Source organism: Nonlabens sp. (genome assembly GCF_018401815.1).
GTDB lineage: Bacteria > Bacteroidota > Bacteroidia > Flavobacteriales > Flavobacteriaceae > Nonlabens.
The window spans coordinates 118,226-138,373 of record NZ_JAGYKG010000005.1 but is presented as its reverse complement, the minus strand read 5'-3'; the positions used below and the strand labels follow the sequence as shown (position 1 = coordinate 138,373).

General features: G+C 36.5%; 21 protein-coding genes. 6 read left to right on the top strand and 15 right to left on the bottom strand.

Annotated elements, in window-relative coordinates:
• Positions 1-80: 80 nt before the first annotated feature.
• From KG732_RS10705 to panB, 4 genes are all read right to left on the bottom strand, one after another.
• Entirely contained in the window at positions 81-692 is a 612-nt protein-coding gene (locus tag KG732_RS10705; RefSeq protein WP_213523450.1) for a hypothetical protein, read from the bottom strand.
• A 185-nt stretch (positions 693-877) separates the two neighbouring features.
• Entirely contained in the window at positions 878-1,000 is a 123-nt protein-coding gene (locus KG732_RS13120) for a hypothetical protein (RefSeq protein WP_292891038.1), read from the bottom strand.
• A 45-nt stretch (positions 1,001-1,045) separates the two neighbouring features.
• The gene (murA, locus tag KG732_RS10700) at positions 1,046-2,356 is read right to left on the bottom strand and encodes a UDP-N-acetylglucosamine 1-carboxyvinyltransferase (RefSeq protein WP_213523448.1); all 1,311 of its coding nucleotides are present in this window, start codon (positions 2,354-2,356) and stop codon (positions 1,046-1,048) included.
• A 387-nt stretch (positions 2,357-2,743) separates the two neighbouring features.
• Positions 2,744-3,562 carry a 3-methyl-2-oxobutanoate hydroxymethyltransferase gene (gene panB / locus KG732_RS10695; RefSeq protein WP_213523446.1) on the bottom strand — a complete coding sequence of 273 codons (819 nt, stop codon included), beginning with the start codon at positions 3,560-3,562 and terminating at the stop codon, positions 2,744-2,746.
• A gap of 60 nt (positions 3,563-3,622) precedes the next feature.
• Between panB and KG732_RS10690 the strand changes: the two genes are divergently transcribed.
• The gene (locus KG732_RS10690) at positions 3,623-4,099 is read left to right on the top strand and encodes a nuclear transport factor 2 family protein (RefSeq protein WP_213523444.1); all 477 of its coding nucleotides are present in this window, start codon (positions 3,623-3,625) and stop codon (positions 4,097-4,099) included.
• 364 nt (positions 4,100-4,463) lie between these two features.
• On the opposite strand, the gene KG732_RS10685 is transcribed toward KG732_RS10690, so the two are convergent.
• From KG732_RS10685 to KG732_RS10635, 11 genes are all read right to left on the bottom strand, one after another.
• A complete protein-coding gene (locus KG732_RS10685) occupies positions 4,464-5,279 on the bottom strand; it encodes a prohibitin family protein (RefSeq protein WP_213523442.1) in 816 nt (271 codons plus the stop codon).
• An 11-nt stretch (positions 5,280-5,290) separates the two neighbouring features.
• Positions 5,291-7,309: a hypothetical protein gene (locus tag KG732_RS10680; protein ID WP_213523440.1), complete on the bottom strand. Its 2,019-nt coding sequence runs from the start codon at positions 7,307-7,309 to the stop codon at positions 5,291-5,293.
• Positions 7,310-7,318: 9 nt separating this feature from the next.
• Entirely contained in the window at positions 7,319-8,065 is a 747-nt protein-coding gene (fabG, locus tag KG732_RS10675) for a 3-oxoacyl-[acyl-carrier-protein] reductase (protein ID WP_213523438.1), read from the bottom strand.
• Between the two features lie 69 nt (positions 8,066-8,134).
• Positions 8,135-9,007: a succinate--CoA ligase subunit alpha gene (gene sucD, locus KG732_RS10670; RefSeq protein WP_213523436.1), complete on the bottom strand. Its 873-nt coding sequence runs from the start codon at positions 9,005-9,007 to the stop codon at positions 8,135-8,137.
• 31 nt (positions 9,008-9,038) lie between these two features.
• Positions 9,039-9,413 (bottom strand): nuclear transport factor 2 family protein, encoded by a 375-nt coding sequence (locus tag KG732_RS10665; protein ID WP_213523434.1) that lies wholly within the window; start codon positions 9,411-9,413, stop codon positions 9,039-9,041.
• 86 nt (positions 9,414-9,499) lie between these two features.
• Complete coding sequence (locus KG732_RS10660) at positions 9,500-10,441, bottom strand: UDP-3-O-(3-hydroxymyristoyl)glucosamine N-acyltransferase (protein WP_213523432.1); 942 nt, start codon at positions 10,439-10,441, stop codon at positions 9,500-9,502.
• Positions 10,442-11,008, bottom strand: coding sequence for an elongation factor P (efp, locus tag KG732_RS10655; protein WP_213523430.1), 567 nt, complete (start codon positions 11,006-11,008; stop codon positions 10,442-10,444). It abuts the gene before it with no gap.
• A 3-nt stretch (positions 11,009-11,011) separates the two neighbouring features.
• Positions 11,012-11,797 (bottom strand): acyl-ACP--UDP-N-acetylglucosamine O-acyltransferase, encoded by a 786-nt coding sequence (gene lpxA / locus KG732_RS10650; protein ID WP_213523428.1) that lies wholly within the window; start codon positions 11,795-11,797, stop codon positions 11,012-11,014.
• Complete coding sequence (locus KG732_RS10645; protein ID WP_213523426.1) at positions 11,797-13,197, bottom strand: bifunctional UDP-3-O-[3-hydroxymyristoyl] N-acetylglucosamine deacetylase/3-hydroxyacyl-ACP dehydratase; 1,401 nt, start codon at positions 13,195-13,197, stop codon at positions 11,797-11,799. Before KG732_RS10645 ends, lpxA begins: the two co-directional genes overlap by 1 nt.
• Before the next feature lie 6 nt (positions 13,198-13,203).
• Complete coding sequence (gene lpxD / locus KG732_RS10640) at positions 13,204-14,217, bottom strand: UDP-3-O-(3-hydroxymyristoyl)glucosamine N-acyltransferase (protein ID WP_213523424.1); 1,014 nt, start codon at positions 14,215-14,217, stop codon at positions 13,204-13,206.
• Between the two features lie 23 nt (positions 14,218-14,240).
• Positions 14,241-15,467: an HD domain-containing protein gene (locus KG732_RS10635; protein WP_213523422.1), complete on the bottom strand. Its 1,227-nt coding sequence runs from the start codon at positions 15,465-15,467 to the stop codon at positions 14,241-14,243.
• Between the two features lie 34 nt (positions 15,468-15,501).
• On the opposite strand from KG732_RS10635, the gene KG732_RS10630 reads away from it, so the two are divergent.
• From KG732_RS10630 to KG732_RS10610, 5 genes are all read left to right on the top strand, one after another.
• A complete protein-coding gene (locus KG732_RS10630; RefSeq protein ID WP_213523420.1) occupies positions 15,502-17,052 on the top strand; it encodes a bifunctional response regulator/alkaline phosphatase family protein in 1,551 nt (516 codons plus the stop codon).
• A complete protein-coding gene (gene tsaE, locus KG732_RS10625) occupies positions 17,052-17,465 on the top strand; it encodes a tRNA (adenosine(37)-N6)-threonylcarbamoyltransferase complex ATPase subunit type 1 TsaE (RefSeq protein ID WP_213523418.1) in 414 nt (137 codons plus the stop codon). The genes KG732_RS10630 and tsaE overlap by 1 nt, the downstream gene beginning before the upstream one ends.
• 580 nt (positions 17,466-18,045) lie before the next feature.
• Positions 18,046-18,534: a hypothetical protein gene (locus tag KG732_RS10620; RefSeq protein WP_213523409.1), complete on the top strand. Its 489-nt coding sequence runs from the start codon at positions 18,046-18,048 to the stop codon at positions 18,532-18,534.
• 33 nt (positions 18,535-18,567) lie between these two features.
• A complete protein-coding gene (locus KG732_RS10615; RefSeq protein ID WP_213523407.1) occupies positions 18,568-19,767 on the top strand; it encodes an alanine dehydrogenase in 1,200 nt (399 codons plus the stop codon).
• Positions 19,768-19,773: 6 nt separating this feature from the next.
• Positions 19,774-20,148, top strand: coding sequence for a DUF4258 domain-containing protein (locus KG732_RS10610; RefSeq protein WP_213523405.1), 375 nt, complete (start codon positions 19,774-19,776; stop codon positions 20,146-20,148).

Below are 20,148 nucleotides of genomic sequence, written 5' to 3'. Positions count from 1 at the left end.
CAATTCTTTTTTCAGGATTTGGTTGAATTTTTCAAAAAATAATTTTCCCTACTAGAGTGAGCATTCCTCTGCAACTCACTTTACTCGTCCATTAAAATGATTAATGTAGCTTTGACTCCGGCGGCTAGGTTCCATATGTTTTGTTGGATCACTTTCCCTTTAGAATCCATTACTTTAAATTCGGCTGTATTAGGGCCTGAAGTACCCTGATTTAGGGCTTCTATTTCCAATTTATTAAAACCTTTGTTAAGCGGTATACTGACTCCTTGGTATACGTTCCTTAAATAAATCTTATCTACCAATATTTTATCATCTTGCCAGACACGCACCATATCTCCATCTTCAAATTGATGATCTCTACATACTAAACGAAGTAGTTTCTCACCAGTTCTGATCTCACCTAAGAAAGTATCACTTCTAAAACCGGCACCAACAGGAGCATCCCTTTTAAATTTTTGTTTTTCGTATTTAATTCCTGGATCAACCAAATCTGTTTCTACACGCATTTTAATTTCGTTGTTGTCTTTAGGTCGAGTATAGGTTTTTACTTCCTTCTTTTCTGGAAATAACATGGATCCACCTGCAGTAGTTTGAGGTAGTGGTTCTATGGTACGAGGTGTAGTTTTGGGAATTTCTTGAGCACCCGAAACACCTAACGAAAATATAAAAATGAATGCGAGAATCTTTTTCATAGTTGCAAGTTATCAAATTCCTTGCCTAATTTGAATTCTAAAGAGTTATTTTAGGTTAAAGAAAGTATAATAAATGAGTCGCGTCCAACAACTTATACACTCAAAGCGATAGATATAATAGGATTTCTGTGTCATCTGGGAGTTCATTAAAAACACTTACCATAAAAAAATCTGCCTTTATACAGTTAAAGGCAGGTGAATGATTGATAATTATCTTTTGAGAATGATACAAATGACTCTCCTACTTGAGGGCTTTTCGCGAAAGCGTCACCAAAATAAGACATGAATACCAGCATCGCTATTTCCATTGCTTTGGATCTATTGCTAAAAAACGAAAAAGTGGGCCCTAGAAATTAATTGACTCGTTTGATCTTAGCGCCTATAGCTCTTAATCTGGTATCTATATGTTGGTACCCCCGATCAATCTGCTCGATATTGTGGATCGTACTGGTACCTTTTGCGCTCAATGCCGCAATAAGTAACGATATTCCAGCTCTAATATCTGGGCTGGTCATGATAGTCGACTTTAATTGAGATTGAAAATCATGACCTATAACACTGGCTCTATGTGGATCACAAAGAATAATTTTTGCTCCCATATCAATCAATTTATCTACAAAGAATAATCGGCTTTCAAACATCTTTTGGTGGATCAAGACACTCCCTTTCGCCTGGGTAGCTACCACTAATACAATGCTCAGTAAATCTGGTGTAAAACCTGGCCACGGAGCATCAGAAATGGTCAAGATAGAACCATCGATATAATTCTGTATCTCATACCCATCTTTATGAGCCGGAATGTAAATATCATCTCCTTTTCGCTCGATAGTAATTCCTAATTTTCTAAACGTGTTGGGAATGATTCCCAGCTCATCATAAGCTACATTTTTAATCGTCACTTCAGATTTAGTCATTGCAGCTAGGCCTATCCAACTTCCTATCTCAATCATATCTGGAAGTACTCTATGTGTGGTACCCCCTAATTTATCGACACCTTCAATATGTAGCATATTAGAACCTATACCAGCTATTTTTGCACCCATACGCACGAGCATGTTGCAAAGTTGTTGCAGGTAAGGCTCGCAAGCTGCATTGTAGATTGTTGTTTTCCCTTTAGCAAGGACAGCCGCCATTACGATGTTTGCCGTTCCTGTTACCGAAGCTTCATCCAACAACATGTAAGCACCGTGAAGCTCTTCAGCTTCAACACCATAAAAATATTCTTCTTTATTATACCTGAATTTCGCTCCTAATTTGATAAAGCCTTCAAAATGAGTATCTAATCTACGTCTGCCAATTTTATCCCCTCCTGGACGCGGGATGTACCCTTTTCCAAAACGCGCTAACAAAGGTCCTACTAACATAATAGACCCCCTTAATCCACGTCCTTGAATTTTATAATCTTCTGACTGTAACCAGTCCAGATTGACATTATCGGCCTGAAAAGTGTAGGATTCTGGACCATTTTTAGTCACTTTTACCCCTAGGTTATTCAATAAAGCGATGAGCTTATTCACATCGATAATGTCTGGAACATTATTAATCTCTACTGGTTGATCTGTTAATAATACTGCGCAAAGTATTTGAAGCACCTCGTTTTTAGCTCCCTGCGGGTGTATATCTCCCTTTAATTGATGCCCGCCTTCTATTATAAATGATCCCATAATTGTCTTAAATTGTAAAAATTAAAAATAAAGAAGTTGACGAACTTGTTAAAGCATTCTTAAGCTTAGTATTCACAAGTAATGAACAGTCTTGAGTCACCGTAATCAGGAGCAGTTTGAAATATTAAGCATTCCTAATTGAACACCTCTCCATGGCTGCATAACATGATGCCTTTATTCTATCTCTACTATGGTATAGAGTACTAACGGATTAAGGAATTTTTAAAAACTATCAGAACTGACAGCAACTATTACACAGTTCCTTGAAGAGATAAACATGCTACATTCAAATCCTATGGTATATAGACTTTTTGCGCTAGAAGAAGTGCTTCCAAAGTGCTTTTACATCAACATCTTACCCAACTAAAAAGTTATAGTATTACAAGCTTAATACTGCTCTTCCTCATTAGGGAAATCGACCGTTTTTACATCTTTAACATAATTAGCGACAGCATTACCCATGTCTTCATAAAGATTCAAATAGCGTCGTAAAAAACGCGGGTTAAATTCATGTGTCATCCCAAACATATCGTGAGAAACCAAAACTTGTCCGTCTACTCCTGCACCAGCTCCTATTCCTATTACTGGAATGGTTAGTTGCTCTGCCACCTTCTTAGCTAACGCTGCAGGGACTTTTTCAAGAACTAAGGCAAAACATCCCCATCGCTCTAATGCAAGTGCATCTTCAACTAACTTCTCTGCTTCTTCAATTTCTTTAGCTCTTACTGTATACGTTCCAAATTTATAAATAGACTGAGGGGTAAGCCCTAAGTGACCCATTACTGGAATACCTGCATGAAGAATACGTTTGATGGATTCCTTCACTTCACTCCCTCCTTCTAACTTTACACTATGGCCACCACTTTCTTTCATGATGCGTATCGCACTTCGCAAGGCTTCTTTGGGATCACTTTGATAACTTCCAAAAGGTAAGTCTACTACAACTAGAGCGCGCTCTGTACCTCTTACCACACTACTTGCATGATAAATCATTTGGTCCAGCGTGATAGGTAAAGTCGTTTCATGACCCGCCATTACATTACTAGCACTATCACCTACAAGGATCACATCTATACCAGCGCTATCAATAATTTTTGCCATGGTATAATCATAAGCGGTTAACATCGAGATTTTTTCGTTATTCCCCTTCATCTCCGTTAGCGATTTTACGGTGACTCTTTTATATTGCTTCTTTGCAGTTGACATAATACTTGTTTTAAGTCTGGCAAAAGTACTAATATTACAGCGCATTTTAACTGAAACCACATGAGACTTCTAATTCCTATTCTTTGTGTTCTGGCTTTCGCGAAAGCAAACTCTCAACCAACACTACCACAAGATTCTACTGGTGTAAGCATTGAAAAGCCAACAGCCATCAGTGCAGTAAAAAGCTTTTTTAAGCACTTTCATGAACAAGATACCACTGCTTTAAAAGAGTGCATGCTTATGAATATACAGTTGACTTCTATGTCTATAAATGGCGGGAACCGAAAATTAATTACAACAAAAGCAACCCAGTTTCTTAAAAATATAGCAAGTATTCCAGACAGCATCCCTTTTGAAGAACGTCTTATCGAAATTAGGTGCACTGGAGACACACAAATAGCAACGGTTTCCACTACTTATGAATTTTATTACAATAATTTCCTCTCTCACATCGGGACCAATAAGTTTACCCTTTTCTTTATCGATGATAAATGGGTGATCGTTGGTATTGCAGATACCAGGATTTATGGGTCGTAGATTAAATTTAAACTTAAACCTAAATTTAAGTTGAAGTTGAAGGCTAGGTGAAGTAAGTAGAAATTTGATAACTTCTGATTAGCGCGGTATTGTAAAGCATGCTAATTTTTTTAGGCATTTGTAATGCTCAACTAGTTCAAACGCATCACAGATGCGCACGACATGGTGATCGTCGGTATTGCAGATACCCGCATATTTCCATAAAAAAGGATCCTATCCCTTGTTTTAAGTGACTTTTTTCTGAAACTGTTTTGTTGGAATCTATTGAATTACCGCTTGATAATTCACTTTACCAAATGTAAAAAGTCCCACTTCATAACCTATGAAATGGGACTTTTTTTAAATGTATTAAAATCGAAATGTTTTACTGATTGCCTAGTATGATAGGTAAACCACCGTTTTCACCGCCACCAATTACAATGACTTTGGAATTAGGAGATTTAGCCAATTCTAAAGTAGCTTCAATCCCTTTTTCAGTTAAAATTTTATCGGTTAAAGAGGCACTAAGAATTTTGTTGGCTACTGCTTTTCCTTCTGCGTCTATTCTTTGTCTTTCAGCTTCTTTAGCTGCCTTAGTTAAGCGAAATTCATATTCTAAGGACTCTTGTTCCTGACGCAATTTGCGCTCGATAGCCTCTTTAATTTTAATCGGTAACGTGACATCCTCAACCAGTACTCTGTTCACTTGGATGTATTGAGCACCTAATTCTATTTGTACCTCTTCAAGAATTTCGTTTTGAATGACATCCCGTTTACTGGAATACAATTGTTCTGGGGTATAACGTCCTACCACACTTCTAGCTGCAGCACTTATGGCTGGAGCGAGAATAGCAGACTCATAATTACGCCCTTTTTCTTGGTGTAAGTAAGGTAATTTGCTGTATTCTGGTTGGTACCATACGGTTCCATCTACAGTTACTTCCAGACCGTTTACTGAAAGTACTCTCATTTTATCACTTATAGAAAGTTGCCTTACTGGATAAATGATCATTTCATTCCAAGGTGCAATAATGTGAAATCCTTCACCATAAGTGTTTTCTCTATCTACACCTTTGTCTAGTGTTTTAAACAAGACACCTGCTTGTCCAGATTCAATAACAACTGAACTTTTGATAATAATAATTGCCAGTATAACTAAACCTACTAAGGTAAATACTGCTGCTTTGGGTAATTTTTGCATAATTCTCTTTTTTAAACTAATCCGTTATATTTCCTTAAAAACCACTCTACACCCAACAATAAAAGAATCACCATCAACACTGCCTTCCAGTCAATTAAACTGTTTTGCTTTATAGTTGCTCTTTCTACTGTATGTAATAATGGGTCACTATTTAATTGAACGATCAATTGCTCCATCTGTCCTTGATAAAACACATTTGAAGGCCCAACTAACTTTTTCATGCCAACATCGCTAGCAGTTACTTGTTGCATCTCTATATCAAAATCTAAAATACTAAAAAATCCAGAACGAGATAATGAGTCATTCTCTACTTGAACCTTAAACACATAATCTCCAGCGCTTAAACCACTTAAGTCCACTGTATAGGTATTACCTTTCAATACAAAAGGCCTTATAAGTGTTTCTTGCGTTTTTTTATTACTTAAGACCATGTTTATAATCCCATTATCTTCAAACTCATAATTCTTGTCGAGGTATTGAGCATTCAAGTTAATAGCATTATTCTGATAATAAAAAGATTCATAAGAAACTTCTAACCGATTTCTATTTTTATTACTTGCAAGATACTGAACTTGACTACTTACTAGGTCATCAAAATTTTTAAAGTCTTTATTATTAAGAAAACTTTGGCCTCTCCACCTCCATAAACCACTCGCTAACGTGACCGCATGCTTAGAATCGGCATTTTCATAGGTAAACCATATAGGTTGTGTGGTCGGGACCCCTCCTATTTGTTTATAAAAAAGCACCGCTGCATTGGTATTGAATACCAAATCGCCAAAAGGAACCTTTACGGGAGGATAATCATCAAAATTAAGTTGCTCTAAATTAAAAGTAGCATAGGCGTCATGGAGAATGGGTTGTGCTTCATCGTATTCACTGCTTGCCTCTATTTGAAATGCCAAGTTATTGGCATTTAAATAATTCCAATCAGGAACTGCTCCGGTGATGATCCAAGTATTTTTATTCATCTGCTCTATTTGAGTAAACGCTTTCGCGAAAGCGGAACTCACACCATACATCACTATCAAGTTGTATTCATTCAAATCATAATTATCTGCGGTGTTCTTGATGCTTACCTTACGTTGCTGGTTCGATTCAATCGCTTTCTTGAGCACTCCGATGTCTGGATGCAGTTGGTCGCTTAAAATAAGCACATTGGTTTGTTGATCAATAACCTCTACTGCAAAACTTCGATAATTATTTTTGGTGTTTTTCTCCCCCGATAAGCTTTCTATACTTGCACGCATTGATTGTGTCCCCACAGAAGTACTCGTTAAGTTAAAACTGGCAGTCGCAGCTCGTTGTTTTGCGTTAAAAGAAAATGTTTGTTCATGTAGTGTTATATTTCCTTGAGTTACTGTGAGGTTTAAAGTAACCTCTTCAGTGCCTTCATAGGCTAGAAATACCTCCACTGGAAACTCATTGTTGAGATAGGAATACCTATTCACATTTATATTGGAGATCTGTACATCAGCATAAGAGGTCGTATCCCCATAAATGACTGGATACAAACTTGTTTTATCACCTACTGAAGCATACGCATAGCTACTTCCAGTAGTTTGATGTCCATCTGTAAGAATAACGATAGCTTTATTTCGGTCTTTAAAAAGTTTCTGAGGTTGTTCAATCGCTTTATTTAAATCCGTATCAGGTTGATCAAAACTTAGGGAATCAAAAGGTTGAATAGCGTTTGAAAACTGGAAGACTTGCATCTCAAATTTTGAATTAAGCGCCTTATTTTCTTGTAATACTTGTAAGTCTTTTTGAATTCTAGGCGATGCCTCTAAATAGTCAATAGATTTAGAATTATCAACCATAATTACCAATTGCGGTAAAATAGATTCATAAGTTTTAGAGTCAAATCTCGGGGATATTAATAACAATAAAATACAAAAAACCGTGATAAAGCGCAATAGCGCAAACCACGGTTTTCTTATGGTGTTTTTAGAAGCACCTATATAACCGTATTGAAAAAGAGCTATTAAAGCAGCTACTACTGCAGCAATAAAGATCCAAAATACGGTCATGATTTTTTTTTAAGTTAACATTCCGCCATCTACGTGTAACGTTTGACCAGTAATATAAGATGAGAGGTCACTAGCAAGGAATACGCAGGCATTTGCAACATCTTCTGGAGTGCCACCTCGTTTCAACGGGATGGCATTTCTCCAGCCTTGTACTGTTTCTTCATTAAGCGCATCTGTCATTTCTGTTTCGATAAAACCTGGTGCAATAGCGTTACAACGTATATTACGAGACCCTAATTCTAAAGCGATCGATTTACTAAAACCTATTATTCCTGCTTTACTTGCTGCATAATTAGTCTGTCCAGCATTACCTTTCACCCCAACAATACTGCTCATATTAACAATGCTTCCGCAGCGTTGCTTTAACATGGTGCGTTGTACTGCTTTAGTCATATTAAAAACAGACTTTAAGTTGACTTGAATGACTTGGTCAAAATCATCTTCACTCATTCTCATCAAGAGATTATCCTTGGTGATACCCGCATTATTGATCAACACATCAATGCTGTCAAAATCTTTAGTTACCGCATCAATAAGTTCTTGGGACTGCTTAAAATCGGCTGCATTACTCTTATACGCCTTTGCTTTAACTCCTAGAGCGATAAGTTCCTTTTCTAACTCTAAGGCTGGACCTTCAGAACTCGCATACGTAAAAGCGATGTTTGCTCCGTGTTTTGCAAATACTTCAGCAATACCTTTACCAATACCACGACTGGCGCCAGTTATAATTACGTTTTTACCTTGTAATAGTTTCATAATTAGGTTGATTTATACCATTTAGAACACCTATCAGATCATTGATACATATTCTAGTTTTTGTTGCATTTATCCTAGTACTTCGGCAACTTTCTTACCGATTTCAGCTGGGGAATCTACGACGTGAATTCCACATTCTTTCATGATCGCTTTTTTAGCTTGAGCAGTATCTTCAGACCCGCCTACGATGGCACCAGCGTGTCCCATAGTACGACCTGCAGGAGCGGTTTCACCAGCGATAAAACCTATCACAGGTTTTTTATTACCAGTAGCTTTGATCCAATGAGCTGCGTCAGCTTCTAACTGCCCACCTATTTCACCTATCATAACGATAGCTTCTGTTTCTGGGTCATTCATAAAAAGTTCCACCGCTTCTTTAGTAGTTGTTCCTATAATTGGATCCCCACCAATACCTATGGCAGTTGAAATACCGTAACCTTGTTTTACAACTTGGTCAGAGGCTTCATAAGTAAGCGTTCCTGATTTAGAAACAATACCTACTTTTCCTTTTTTAAATACAAAACCTGGCATGATCCCTACTTTTGCTTCACCAGGAGTGATAACTCCAGGGCAGTTAGGACCTACTAAACGACAATCTATATCCTTGATATAATCTGCCACTTGAACCATGTCGGCAACTGGAATACCTTCTGTAATGGTAATAATAACTTTAATACCAGCATCTGCAGCTTCTTTAATAGCGTCTGCAGCAAAAGCTGGGGGTACAAAAATGATGCTGACATCGGCTCCTGCTTTATCTACTGCTTCTTGAACAGTATTAAAAACTGGTTTTCCTAAATGTTCTTGCCCTCCTTTGCCTGGGGTTACACCACCTACTACATTGGTACCGTAATCGATCATTTGACCTGCGTGAAAGGTACCTTCACTACCGGTAAAACCTTGTACTATAATTTTAGAATCTTTGTTTACTAAAACGCTCATTGTTTATAATTTATATGGAGTAATCTTATATTTAAACTTGTGATGGGTGGCTGCTTTGATGCACCTCTATTATTTTATCATCCTCTAACTTAAAGATAGAAATAAAGTATCCTACCGGAATTTCTTCTCTTGGGTTTTCAATTGTTCTTACATAGACCGTAAATCTAGCGGTTACTTCTTTTTTATCACTGATCATGTGCGTTACCTCAGACCTCATGCTTTCGTATGAGGCAGCTGTAGACTGGCATAATCTGTAGTACTCATCGTAATCAAACTCTCTGTAACCAGAACTTGCATGCCAGTGCATTTGAAAGCCTTTATGTATGTAATGATCAAATTTTTCAACATTAACAAACACGTCAGAATCTAAAAATTTTTTCACTATTTTCTTTGCTGAGGCAGCCATTTGTAAAATTTTTTTATTGAGCGCTAAACTAGGTAAGAATGAAATGTTAACCTAAAATTATATTCTATCTTTTCGTTAAATATCAACTAGCGTTTAATTATTTTTTTAAGAAGCTCTAAGGCTTCGGGTATTTGTTTAATAGCTGCTATTTCTTTATACTTACTTCTAAAATCATCAGCAGGAATACCAAAATAATTTTTATTCCCTTCCAGTGATTTACTTACTCCTGACTTGGCAGAAATAACCGCTTTCTTCCCTATAGTTACACCGCTGGTAATCCCTACTTGCCCCCAAATAGTCACCTCGTCTTCTATCACTACACAACCGGCAATACCTGTTTGACTAGCAATAAGTACGTGTTTACCTAAAACAGTATCGTGTCCGATTTGCACTTGGTTGTCGAGTTTACTTCCATAACCTATTGTTGTATCTCCCGTAACACCTCGGTCTATAGTGGTATTAGCTCCAAGCTCTACATGATCTTCAATTACTACACGCCCGCTACTTAATAATTTATCATAACCATCTGCGCGTCGTTTGTAATAAAAAGCGTCCCCACCTAAAACCACACCAGCATTAATGATCACGTGATCTCCGATGACAGTTCGATCACCTATAGTCACGTTGGCATGGATAATGGTATGATTTCCTATTACTACATCCCTACCTATTGCAGCGCTAGGATGAATGTGGGAATGTACACCTATACTTTTAGGAAGTTGCGCTTTCGCGAAAGCGAGAAAAGGAAAAAAATACATCGCGAGTTGATTAAAATCTCTAAATGGATCTTCTGAAATGAGTAATGCCTTGCCTTTGGGACACTCCACTTGCTTATTGATCAACACAATTGTAGCATCACTTTGCAAAGCCTTTTCGTAATATTTGGGATGATCCACAAAAACAATATCGCCCGGGGTGACCACATGAATTTCATTCATTCCCAGCACAGGAAAATGGTCTTCTCCTACATAATCACAGTTGATCATTGAAGCTATCTCCGACAGTTGGTATGGTTTAGGGAATTTCACTTATTGCTTCATTCTCTCGTGGTAATTCCCTTTTTCAGTATCGATTCTAATAATATCACCTTCATTAATAAATAAAGGCACATTAACTTCAGCACCTGTTTCTACAGTTGCTGGCTTAGTGGCATTTGTTGCTGTATTGCCTTTGAGGCCTGGTTCTGTGGCAGTAACTTTAAGAATAACGTATTGAGGCATATCTACAGATAAGGGAGAATCATTTTCGGTATTGATTTGAATTTTTACCACTTCGCCTTCTTTTAATAATCCAGGGGCGTCCAAAGAGTTCTCTTGCAAAATAATTTGCTCGTACGTTTCTGTATTCATAAAATGGTAGCCTTCACCATCTTGGTATAAAAATTGAAAAGCATGTGTTTCTACACGTATTTCTTCAATTTTATGTCCGGCAGAAAAAGTATTATCAATCACCTTTCCAGAGGTTACCGATTTCAATTTAGTTCTTACAAAAGCTGGACCCTTACCTGGTTTTACGTGAAGGAACTCAATGATTTTAAAAATATCGTGATTGTAATGAATACACAATCCTTTTCTTATGTCGCTTGTACTTGCCATATCTTATTGTTTACTTACGTACCCTCTCATGATACCCCGTTTTGTGTTTTTAATAAATTCTAATATTTCGTCGCGCTCAGGTGTTGCGCTCATTTCTGCCTCTATAATATCAACGGCCTGAGAAACATTGTAGTTTTTTTGATATAGAATGCGATAGATGTCTTGAATTTCTCTTATTTTTTCTAGGTCAAAACCTCTTCTACGAAGCCCTACAGAGTTAATCCCAACATAACTTAAAGGTTCCCGACCGGCTTTTACAAAAGGAGGAACATCTTTACGCACTAGAGAACCACCAGTGACAAATGCATGACTACCTATCTGACAAAACTGCTGAACTGCAGCCATTCCCGCTAGAACGACGTAATCGCCTACTGTAATGTGACCGGCAAGAGTACTATTATTAGAAAAAATACAATTGTCTCCTACGATACAATCATGTGCTATATGACAATAAGCCATAATCCAGCAGTTTTTACCTATAATTGTTTTCATTCTATCAGAAGTACCTCGATTGATCGTTACACATTCTCTAATAGTGGTATTATCCCCTATGATCGTGACGGTATCTTCATCTTCAAACTTTTTATCTTGAGGAATGGCGCTAATCACAGCACCGGGAAAAATGCTTACATTCTTACCTATCCGAGCACCCTCCATAATGGTTACGTTAGATCCTATCCAGGTTCCTTCTTCAATAATTACATCGTTATGTATAGTTGTAAAGGGCTCTATAACTACATTTTTGGCGATTTTTGCTCCCGGGTGTACGTATGCTAATGGTTGATTCATTATTTAACTTTTGAAATTTGCGCCATCAACTCAGCTTCGGCACAAAGAATACCATTGGCATAAGCATAAGCTTGCATGTGACAAATACCTCTTCTAATAGGGGAAATTAAATCACATTTAAATATAAGGGTATCCCCAGGAGAAACCTTTCTTTTGAACTTCACATTATCCATTTTCATAAAAAACGTCAAATAATTTTCTGGATCAGGAACCGTACTTAAAACTAAGATGCCTCCAGTTTGCGCCATTGCTTCTACAATAAGTACACCTGGCATCACTGGTTGGCCAGGAAAATGTCCGACGAAGAAGGGTTCATTCATAGTTACATTCTTCAATCCAATTACGTGACTATCAGAAAGCTCAAATATTTTATCTATTAATAAAAAGGGTGGACGGTGCGGCAAGACCTCCATGATCTGCATCACATCCATAAGAGGTTCCTTTCGTATATCTACCTGAGGTACATTGTCTTTGATATCCTTTTTAATGATTTTAGACATTTTCTTAGCAAACTGTGTATTGACAAAGTGCCCAGGCTTAGTAGCGATCACCTTACCCCTGATTCTGTACCCTATCAATGCCAAGTCACCAATCACATCTAAAAGTTTGTGTCTTGCAGCCTCATTAGGATAATGAAGCTCTAAGTTATCTAAAATCCCATTAGGCCTTATGGTGATATTATCCTTTTTAAAAGCCTTTTTAAGACTTTCTGTCGTTTTTTCAGAGAGTTCTTTATCGACGTAAACTATGGCATTATTAAGGTCACCTCCTTTAATTAGCCCATGCTCCAAAAGCATTTCAATTTCATGAAGAAAACTAAATGTTCTCGCACTAGAAATTTCCTTTTTAAAATCACTGATTTTATGAAGTGTTGCGTTTTGTGTTCCCAAAACCTTAGTTCCAAAATCAACCATTGTTGTAATTTGATAGGAGTCAGCAGGCATCAAGATAATCTCGCTACCTGTTTCTTCATCATGGTAAGAAATATTTTCTTGAACCACATATTCTTCTCTGAACTGGTCTAGCTCTACTTTACCTGCTTTTTCTAGAGCTTCAATAAAGAATTTTGATGAACCATCCAAAATAGGCGGTTCACTACTGTTAATTTCTATCAAACAGTTGTCTATTTCTAAACCTACTAAAGCTGCGAGAACGTGTTCACAAGTATGGATTTGTACACCCTTCTTGTCTAGAGTAGTACCTCTTTTAGTATCTGTCACATAATTAGCGGATGCCTCGATTACGGGACTCCCTTCTAAATCTACTCTTTGAAAAGCGTAGCCATAATTATCTGGAGCTGGTTTAAAAACTAAAGTTACTTCTTTACCAGTATGTAAACCTACCCCTGATAGATTCACTTCATTTTTTATGGTCGTTTGCTTAAATTCTGTTACCGTCATTTATGCTTATTTTTTTTCAAGATTTGAAATTCTTGATTCAATATTTCTTAAATTTTTAAATAGTACATAGCTTCTATTCCAGTCTCCATAATCAAAAGCTGGAGAACCTTGCACTGTTGTTCCTTCTTTTAGTCTTTTACCTATACCGCTTTGCGCTTGTATGTTTACATTGTCTTCAATTACTATATGTCCTGCAATACCAACTTGTCCTCCAATCTTACAATTTCTACCTATTTTACTCGACCCTGCAATTCCAGTTTGAGCAGCAATTACAGTATTAGCCCCAATCTCTACATTGTGAGCTACTTGAATCTGATTGTCAAGCTTTACACCCGATCTAATAATGGTACTTCCTAGAGTAGCCTTATCTATAGTAGTAAGCGATCCTATCTCTACACGATCTTCAATAATTACATTACCTGTTTGAGGTATTTTGGTGTAAGTACCATCTTTGGTAGGTGCAAACCCAAAACCATCTGAACCTATCACACTACCCGAATTAATAACCACCTGATTACCTATTATAGTGTCCGATTTAATTTGTACGGCCGAATGTAAGATACAGTTATCTCCAATAGTTACATTATCTTCAATGGTTACGTTGGAAAAAATCTTTACATTATTTCCTATTTTCACATGTTCTCCTATGTAACTAAATGCTGCAACATATAGGTTATCTCCATAAGTTGCTGTATTGTGAATAAAACTAGGCTGTTCAATTCCTTGCTTGTTCATTTTAGACAATTGATAAAACTCCAAGAGTTTTGTAAACGCGAGGTAAGCATCTTCTACTCTAATCAAAGAACAATTTACGGGCTGTTCCACTGCAAACTCCTTATTTACAATTACAGCACTAGCCTGTGTTTTGTAAATATAAGAAGTATACTTGGTATTAGAAAGAAAGCTTAAGCTACCCGCACTACCTTCTTCTATTTTTGACAATTTATTTACTTCAACACTTGAATCTCCTTCAATGGTTCCATCTAAAATTTCGGCGATCTGTTTAATAGTAAATTTCATTCTAGCAAAAGTACTAATTAATATCATTCTTGCAGCTTAGGAAAACAACAGTAATATTTTTTCACTTCTTTGAGCAACGCTTTAAAACTATCTTCTTTTCCTGCTTGAATGAGCTCTATTAAATTCCCTTTTTTATTCAGGATTTTTATTGGTTGCGTCTTTGCGTAGGCTGCGTTTACAACATTGCCGGAAAACACAAAGTAAGAAGCCTCATGCGCGGTCAAGTTGTACGTTAGCATTAATTGACTTAGGTGTTTTTGAACTTTTTCAGGAGCTATTTGATGGTCAGTAAATTTAATTTTAAGCAACTGTCTATTTAAAATCATGCTGCACAATTCACTAAGAACAAAATCTTTATGATCCTTGCCCAGCTTTAAGGTAGACAAAATATCAGAATCATCTAATGACGCAAATTTCTCAAGATCATGAGTATTTGAGTCAAAATCTAGATCTGGATTCACAATAAAATATTCTAAATTCTTAGGGAGGTCGACTGCTATTTCTTTTTCCATTAGCTCTTGAATACGCTTGATTACCGACTGTAATAAATGCTCTGCTCCTATTCCTGTTTTATGCAAGTATACTTGCCAGTACATCAATCTACGCCCAGATAGAAAATTCTCTACACTGTACAATCCTTTTTCTTCAACCACCAGCTGGTCATTAACGACGTTAAGCATCGTGATCAAGCGCTGGCTATTAATATTGCCTTCCGCGACACCGGTATAAAAACTATCTCTTTTCAAGTAATCTAATCGATCCATATCTAGTTGACTTGATATGAGCTCTAACATAAATGGACGGTGGTATTCTCCTTTAAATATTTGAATAGCAAGCGTTAAACTACCGTTAAACTCCTTATTTAACTGGCTCATAAAATGACCTGACAATTGCTCGTGTGTTACCTTATCAATGATTTGATGTTCTAATGCATGAGAGAACGGACCGTGTCCAATGTCATGAAGTAAAATTGCTTTATATAAAGCATCTTCTTCCTGATCTGAAATCTCAACCGACTTAGATTTAAGAACTTGAACTGCTTTTTGCATCAAATGCAAGCATCCCAATGCATGATGAAACCTTGTATGATGAGCACCTGGATATACCAAGTAGCTCAAACCCATTTGGGTAATTCTACGTAAGCGTTGAAAATAAGGATGTTCAACAATTTTAAAGATCTCTTCAGAAGGAATCGAAATAAAACCGTAGATAGGATCGTTTAATATTTTAAGTTTGTTCTTTAGTTTCAAGGGAAGAGCTATTTTTAAACACAAATATACTGATATGGCAGAGATCAAAATACTATGGGTGGATGATGAAGTGGATTTATTAAAACCTCACATTATATTTTTGGAGAACAAAGGATATTCTATAGATACTAGAATTAGTGGTTCGGAAGCGCTGGAGGCCATAGAAGAAACCAGGTATGATCTTATTTTCCTAGACGAAAACATGCCGGGTCTTACAGGTCTAGAGACGCTACATGAAATAAAAGAGAAGCAAGCACAACTTCCAGTAATTATGATAACCAAAAGTGAAGAAGAGTATCTTATGGAAGAGGCGATTGGATCTAAGATCGCAGATTATTTAATTAAGCCCGTGAATCCTCATCAAATCCTACTTGCGGTTAAGAAAAACTTAGACCATTCTAGGTTGGTCAATGAAAAGACGACTAGTTATTACCAGCGGGAGTTCCGTAAAATAGCTATGGATATTTCCATAATAAATACGTACGAGGAGTGGGTACAACTTTATCAAAAATTAATTTATTGGGAGATTGAATTAGAAGATGTTGATGATTCTGGAATGTTTGACATTTTAACTTCTCAAAAAAATGAAGCAAATCAACAATTTTGTAAGTTTATTGAAAAAAATTACCAAGGCTGGTTTGATGGGCATGAAAGTAACCCCACCTTAAGTCATGACCTTTTTAGAAAGCGAGTTGCTCCACTTTTAAAAGAGAAAGAACCTGTTTTATTTATAGTCGTTGATAATTTGCGTTATGATCAATTTAAAGTTTTTGAGAATTTGATCAACAATCATTACAAAAAAACGGAGGAGGAAACCTATTGCGCCATTTTACCTACAGCAACACAATACGCTAGGAACGCTATATTTTCTGGATTAATGCCCGAAGACATGAAAAAACGTCACCCAGATCTATGGTTAGATGATACCGATGAAGGAGGTAAAAACATGCATGAAAACGCCTTTTTAACGGCTCAGTTAAAAAGATTAGGGCTCCATATCAAACACCAATATCATAAAATAACTAGTGAGAATAGTGGTCGCAAACTCGCTGAAAATTTTAAATCTCAAAAAGATAACGATCTTACTGTTGTGGTGTACAATTTTGTTGACATGCTTTCCCATTCCAAAACTGAATTGGAGGTTATAAAAGAGTTAGCAAGTACCGATAAGAGCTATAGATCATTAACGCTAAGTTGGTTTAAAAACTCCCCCTTATTAGATATCATACAACGCGGGCAAGAACTTAATTTTAAATTAGTTGTAACCACCGATCATGGGACTATTAATGTGACGAATCCAAGTAAAGTTGTAGGCGATAAAAATACCAGTTTAAACTTAAGATATAAAACGGGCCGAAGCTTGTCTTACCAAGAAAAAGATGTTCTTGCCGTTATAGACCCTAGCACTATCAAGTTACCTAAGATCCATATGAGCAGTAGTTTTATTTTTGCTAAATCTGATCTATTTTTTGCTTATCCCAATAACTACAATTATTACGTGAATTATTTTAGAAACACCTACCAACACGGAGGTGTTTCACTTGAAGAAATGTTGATACCTTTTGCCATCTTTGAACCAAGATAATGGAATTCGCCTACACGCTTAAACAAATTGATAAGGTAGCTCTACAACTACTAGAAAACTTAGATTCTAAGACGGTATTGTTTGACGCCCCTATGGGTGCAGGAAAAACAACTTTGATAAAATCCATTTGCAGACAATTAGGTGTTAAAGAGGAGGTAAACTCTCCTACATTTAGTATTGTTAATGAGTATAAGGGCTCCCTTATAGATGTTATACACTTTGACCTATACAGGTTAGAGACGTATGATCAATTAATGGATATTGGATTTGATTATTACCTAGAAAAAAATGCGCTTTGCCTTATTGAGTGGCCAAAGCTATCCCTTTCATTTTTATCTGATTATCATTATATCAGGTTAGAAATTTTGGATTTAAAAACCAGAAAGTTAATTTTAACTAAGGTGGTTAATTAATTTGTAAATCATCTTAAGATAACTAATCATAAAACTTTAATTTGATACCGCCTTATTTATACCGTATCCAACGAGATTATTTTTATAATTAGTATTATCGAACAAGAGCAACTTAGCTTGTTTTGAATATATGTAAACTTCTCCTTACGAACTAAAAACCTAACACGCTCTAACCCCTTTTTGACATTTTTAGCGCATTCCTAACTAAATAACCGTTCAGTTTCAACCACAATAGACGACAACAGCTAAAATCAAAAAAATAGTAGCAAAATTTAAACCGCTAGCAACTGAATAATTTTTTACTTCCTAAATAGGATAAAACTCTAGTTATTAATCCCTATTCATTGTTGGTATTATTAAAATACTACTCTTTTTAATAACTTCCTTTGGATGTGTTTTTAGTCGATCTCCCGGTAGTCGCAGTTCCTTTTCCACTTTTATAGCTCAAAGAAGATAACAACAACTAAAAAGGAATAACCAACAACGTTTAAGTGCAGCTAACTGAATAAGATTTAATTTGATTTTGTACAAAAAGCGCATTACATTTACTTGCAGCTCTTTTTTAAATTTTCAATTTTGTATGACCACTAAAAGTAAGTCAAGACAGGGAATACACAACATAGCTAAAGCTGTGGCTAGTGCCTTTATTTTTGCTATGGCATATGCTTTCTATGATAATGAAGCATTGACTAACTGGTTAAGGAACACTCCCATGTTGATTTTTTTTTCCAGCTCCTTTAATATTTCTCTATTAATGGACTCATGGACATTCATTCAAAAGTTAGTACCTTTACTTTTGTTAGTTATGTGGTTGTTTGCCAGTAAACTTTGGTGGTATTATGCGATAGTACTACCTATCCGTTTATGCGCATCTCAACTCTGTAATCTTTTTTATTTTTCCAGAACATACAACGATATTGGTGAGTGGCGCTCTATTGAACTAGTAGACATCTTTTTATCATTGTGCTATCAGGCTAAAATTAAAATTTTTGACCAAATTCACAGTAGTGATATTTGTGAAATGGAAGATGGAATAAAAAACCTAGGGATCGCTGGTTCCAATAATTGATTCCTATATATCATTCATAAACGCTAAAGCTTAATGACTTCATACTCTACACCTTTTACAAAAGAACAGTTAATTCCTCAAGAAGAACGTCTTGAAATCACAAAAACCAAAAAGGAGTTGTTTATTGGAATCCCCAAGGAAACTCAGCATCAAGAAAAACGTATTTGTTTGACTCCAGACGCTGTTGCCGCAGTCTGTGCGCATGGTCATCGTATTTTAATTGAAAAAGGAGCTGGGCTAGCTAGTAATTTTACCGATCAAGATTATAACAATGCTGGAGCAGAATTAACCACCGATACTGCAAAAGTATTTTCTTGCCCGACCATTCTTAAAGTGGCACCTCCATCTTTAGAAGAAATCAAGCTCATAAAGCCACAATCGGTATTAATATCTGCTTTACAATTGAGAACTAGAGATCAAAATTATTTCAATAAACTAGCTGAAAAAAAAATAACCGCTCTTGCTTATGAGTTCATCACAGATGACGAAGGAAGGTTTACCGCTGTAAACGCGTTAAGCGAAATTTCAGGAGTGGCTTCTATTCTTATTGCCGCTGAATTATTGTCTAGTGGAGAAAACAGAACCGGACATCTTTTTGGTAATATAACGGGAGTGCCACCAGTAGAGGTGGTGATATTAGGTGCTGGGGTTGTGGGAGAATTTGCAGCAAGAACTGCTTTAGGATTAGGGGCTAGCGTTAAGATTTTTGATAATTCCATTTCCAAATTGCGAAACGTGCAAAATAATGTCAGTCAGCAATTATTTACTTCCACCATACAACCTAAATACCTATCTAAAGCGCTACAGCGCTGTGATGTAGTCATAGGAGCCTTAACAGGCGAAAACAGGACCCCAGTGGTGGTTTCTCAACCTATGGTAGAGAATATGAAAAAAGGATCAGTAATTATAGATGTGAGTATAGATATGGGAGGCTGTTTTGAAACTAGCGAGATCACCACTCACGATAAGCCTACTTTTACCAAATTAGGGGTAACCCATTATTGCGTACCAAACATACCCGCTAGATATTCAAAAACAGCTAGTGTAGCTTTAAGTAATATATTTACTCCTTATATTTTAAGCATTGCCAACGACGGTGGTATCGAGCATGCCATACGTATGGACAAAGGCTTAAAGTGTGGTATTTATCTTTATCACGGTATTGTGACTAATAAATCGGTAGGCGAATGGTATAATTTACCTTACAGCGACGTAAATTTGCTTATCTTTTAATAAACTATGAATTTTATAAAACGTTTTGGTTTTTATGGTGGAGGTTTTGCTATAGGTATTGTTTTTCTAATTTTTTTCCTCACTGGAAAAAGAACACAATGTACTTGGTTACCAGAGGATCGGGTACTTAACGATATTTCCAGAAAGAACTACGTAAGGTTTTCTCCAGAAGTGAGAGATTTGCTGCAGCAAAGTAAAATTGATACGTTAGATATTCAACTTATCCTTAAATATGGTCGAGTCGATTTTTCAAAATCCAATACCGATACCATCCCTTGTAATTTTTACCACATTTCTGGAAGAAAAGAACTGGCAACTACCAGTTTATGGGTTAGAAATTGCGATCGTTTTACCAGAGTAGAAAAAGTACTCACCCAGTAA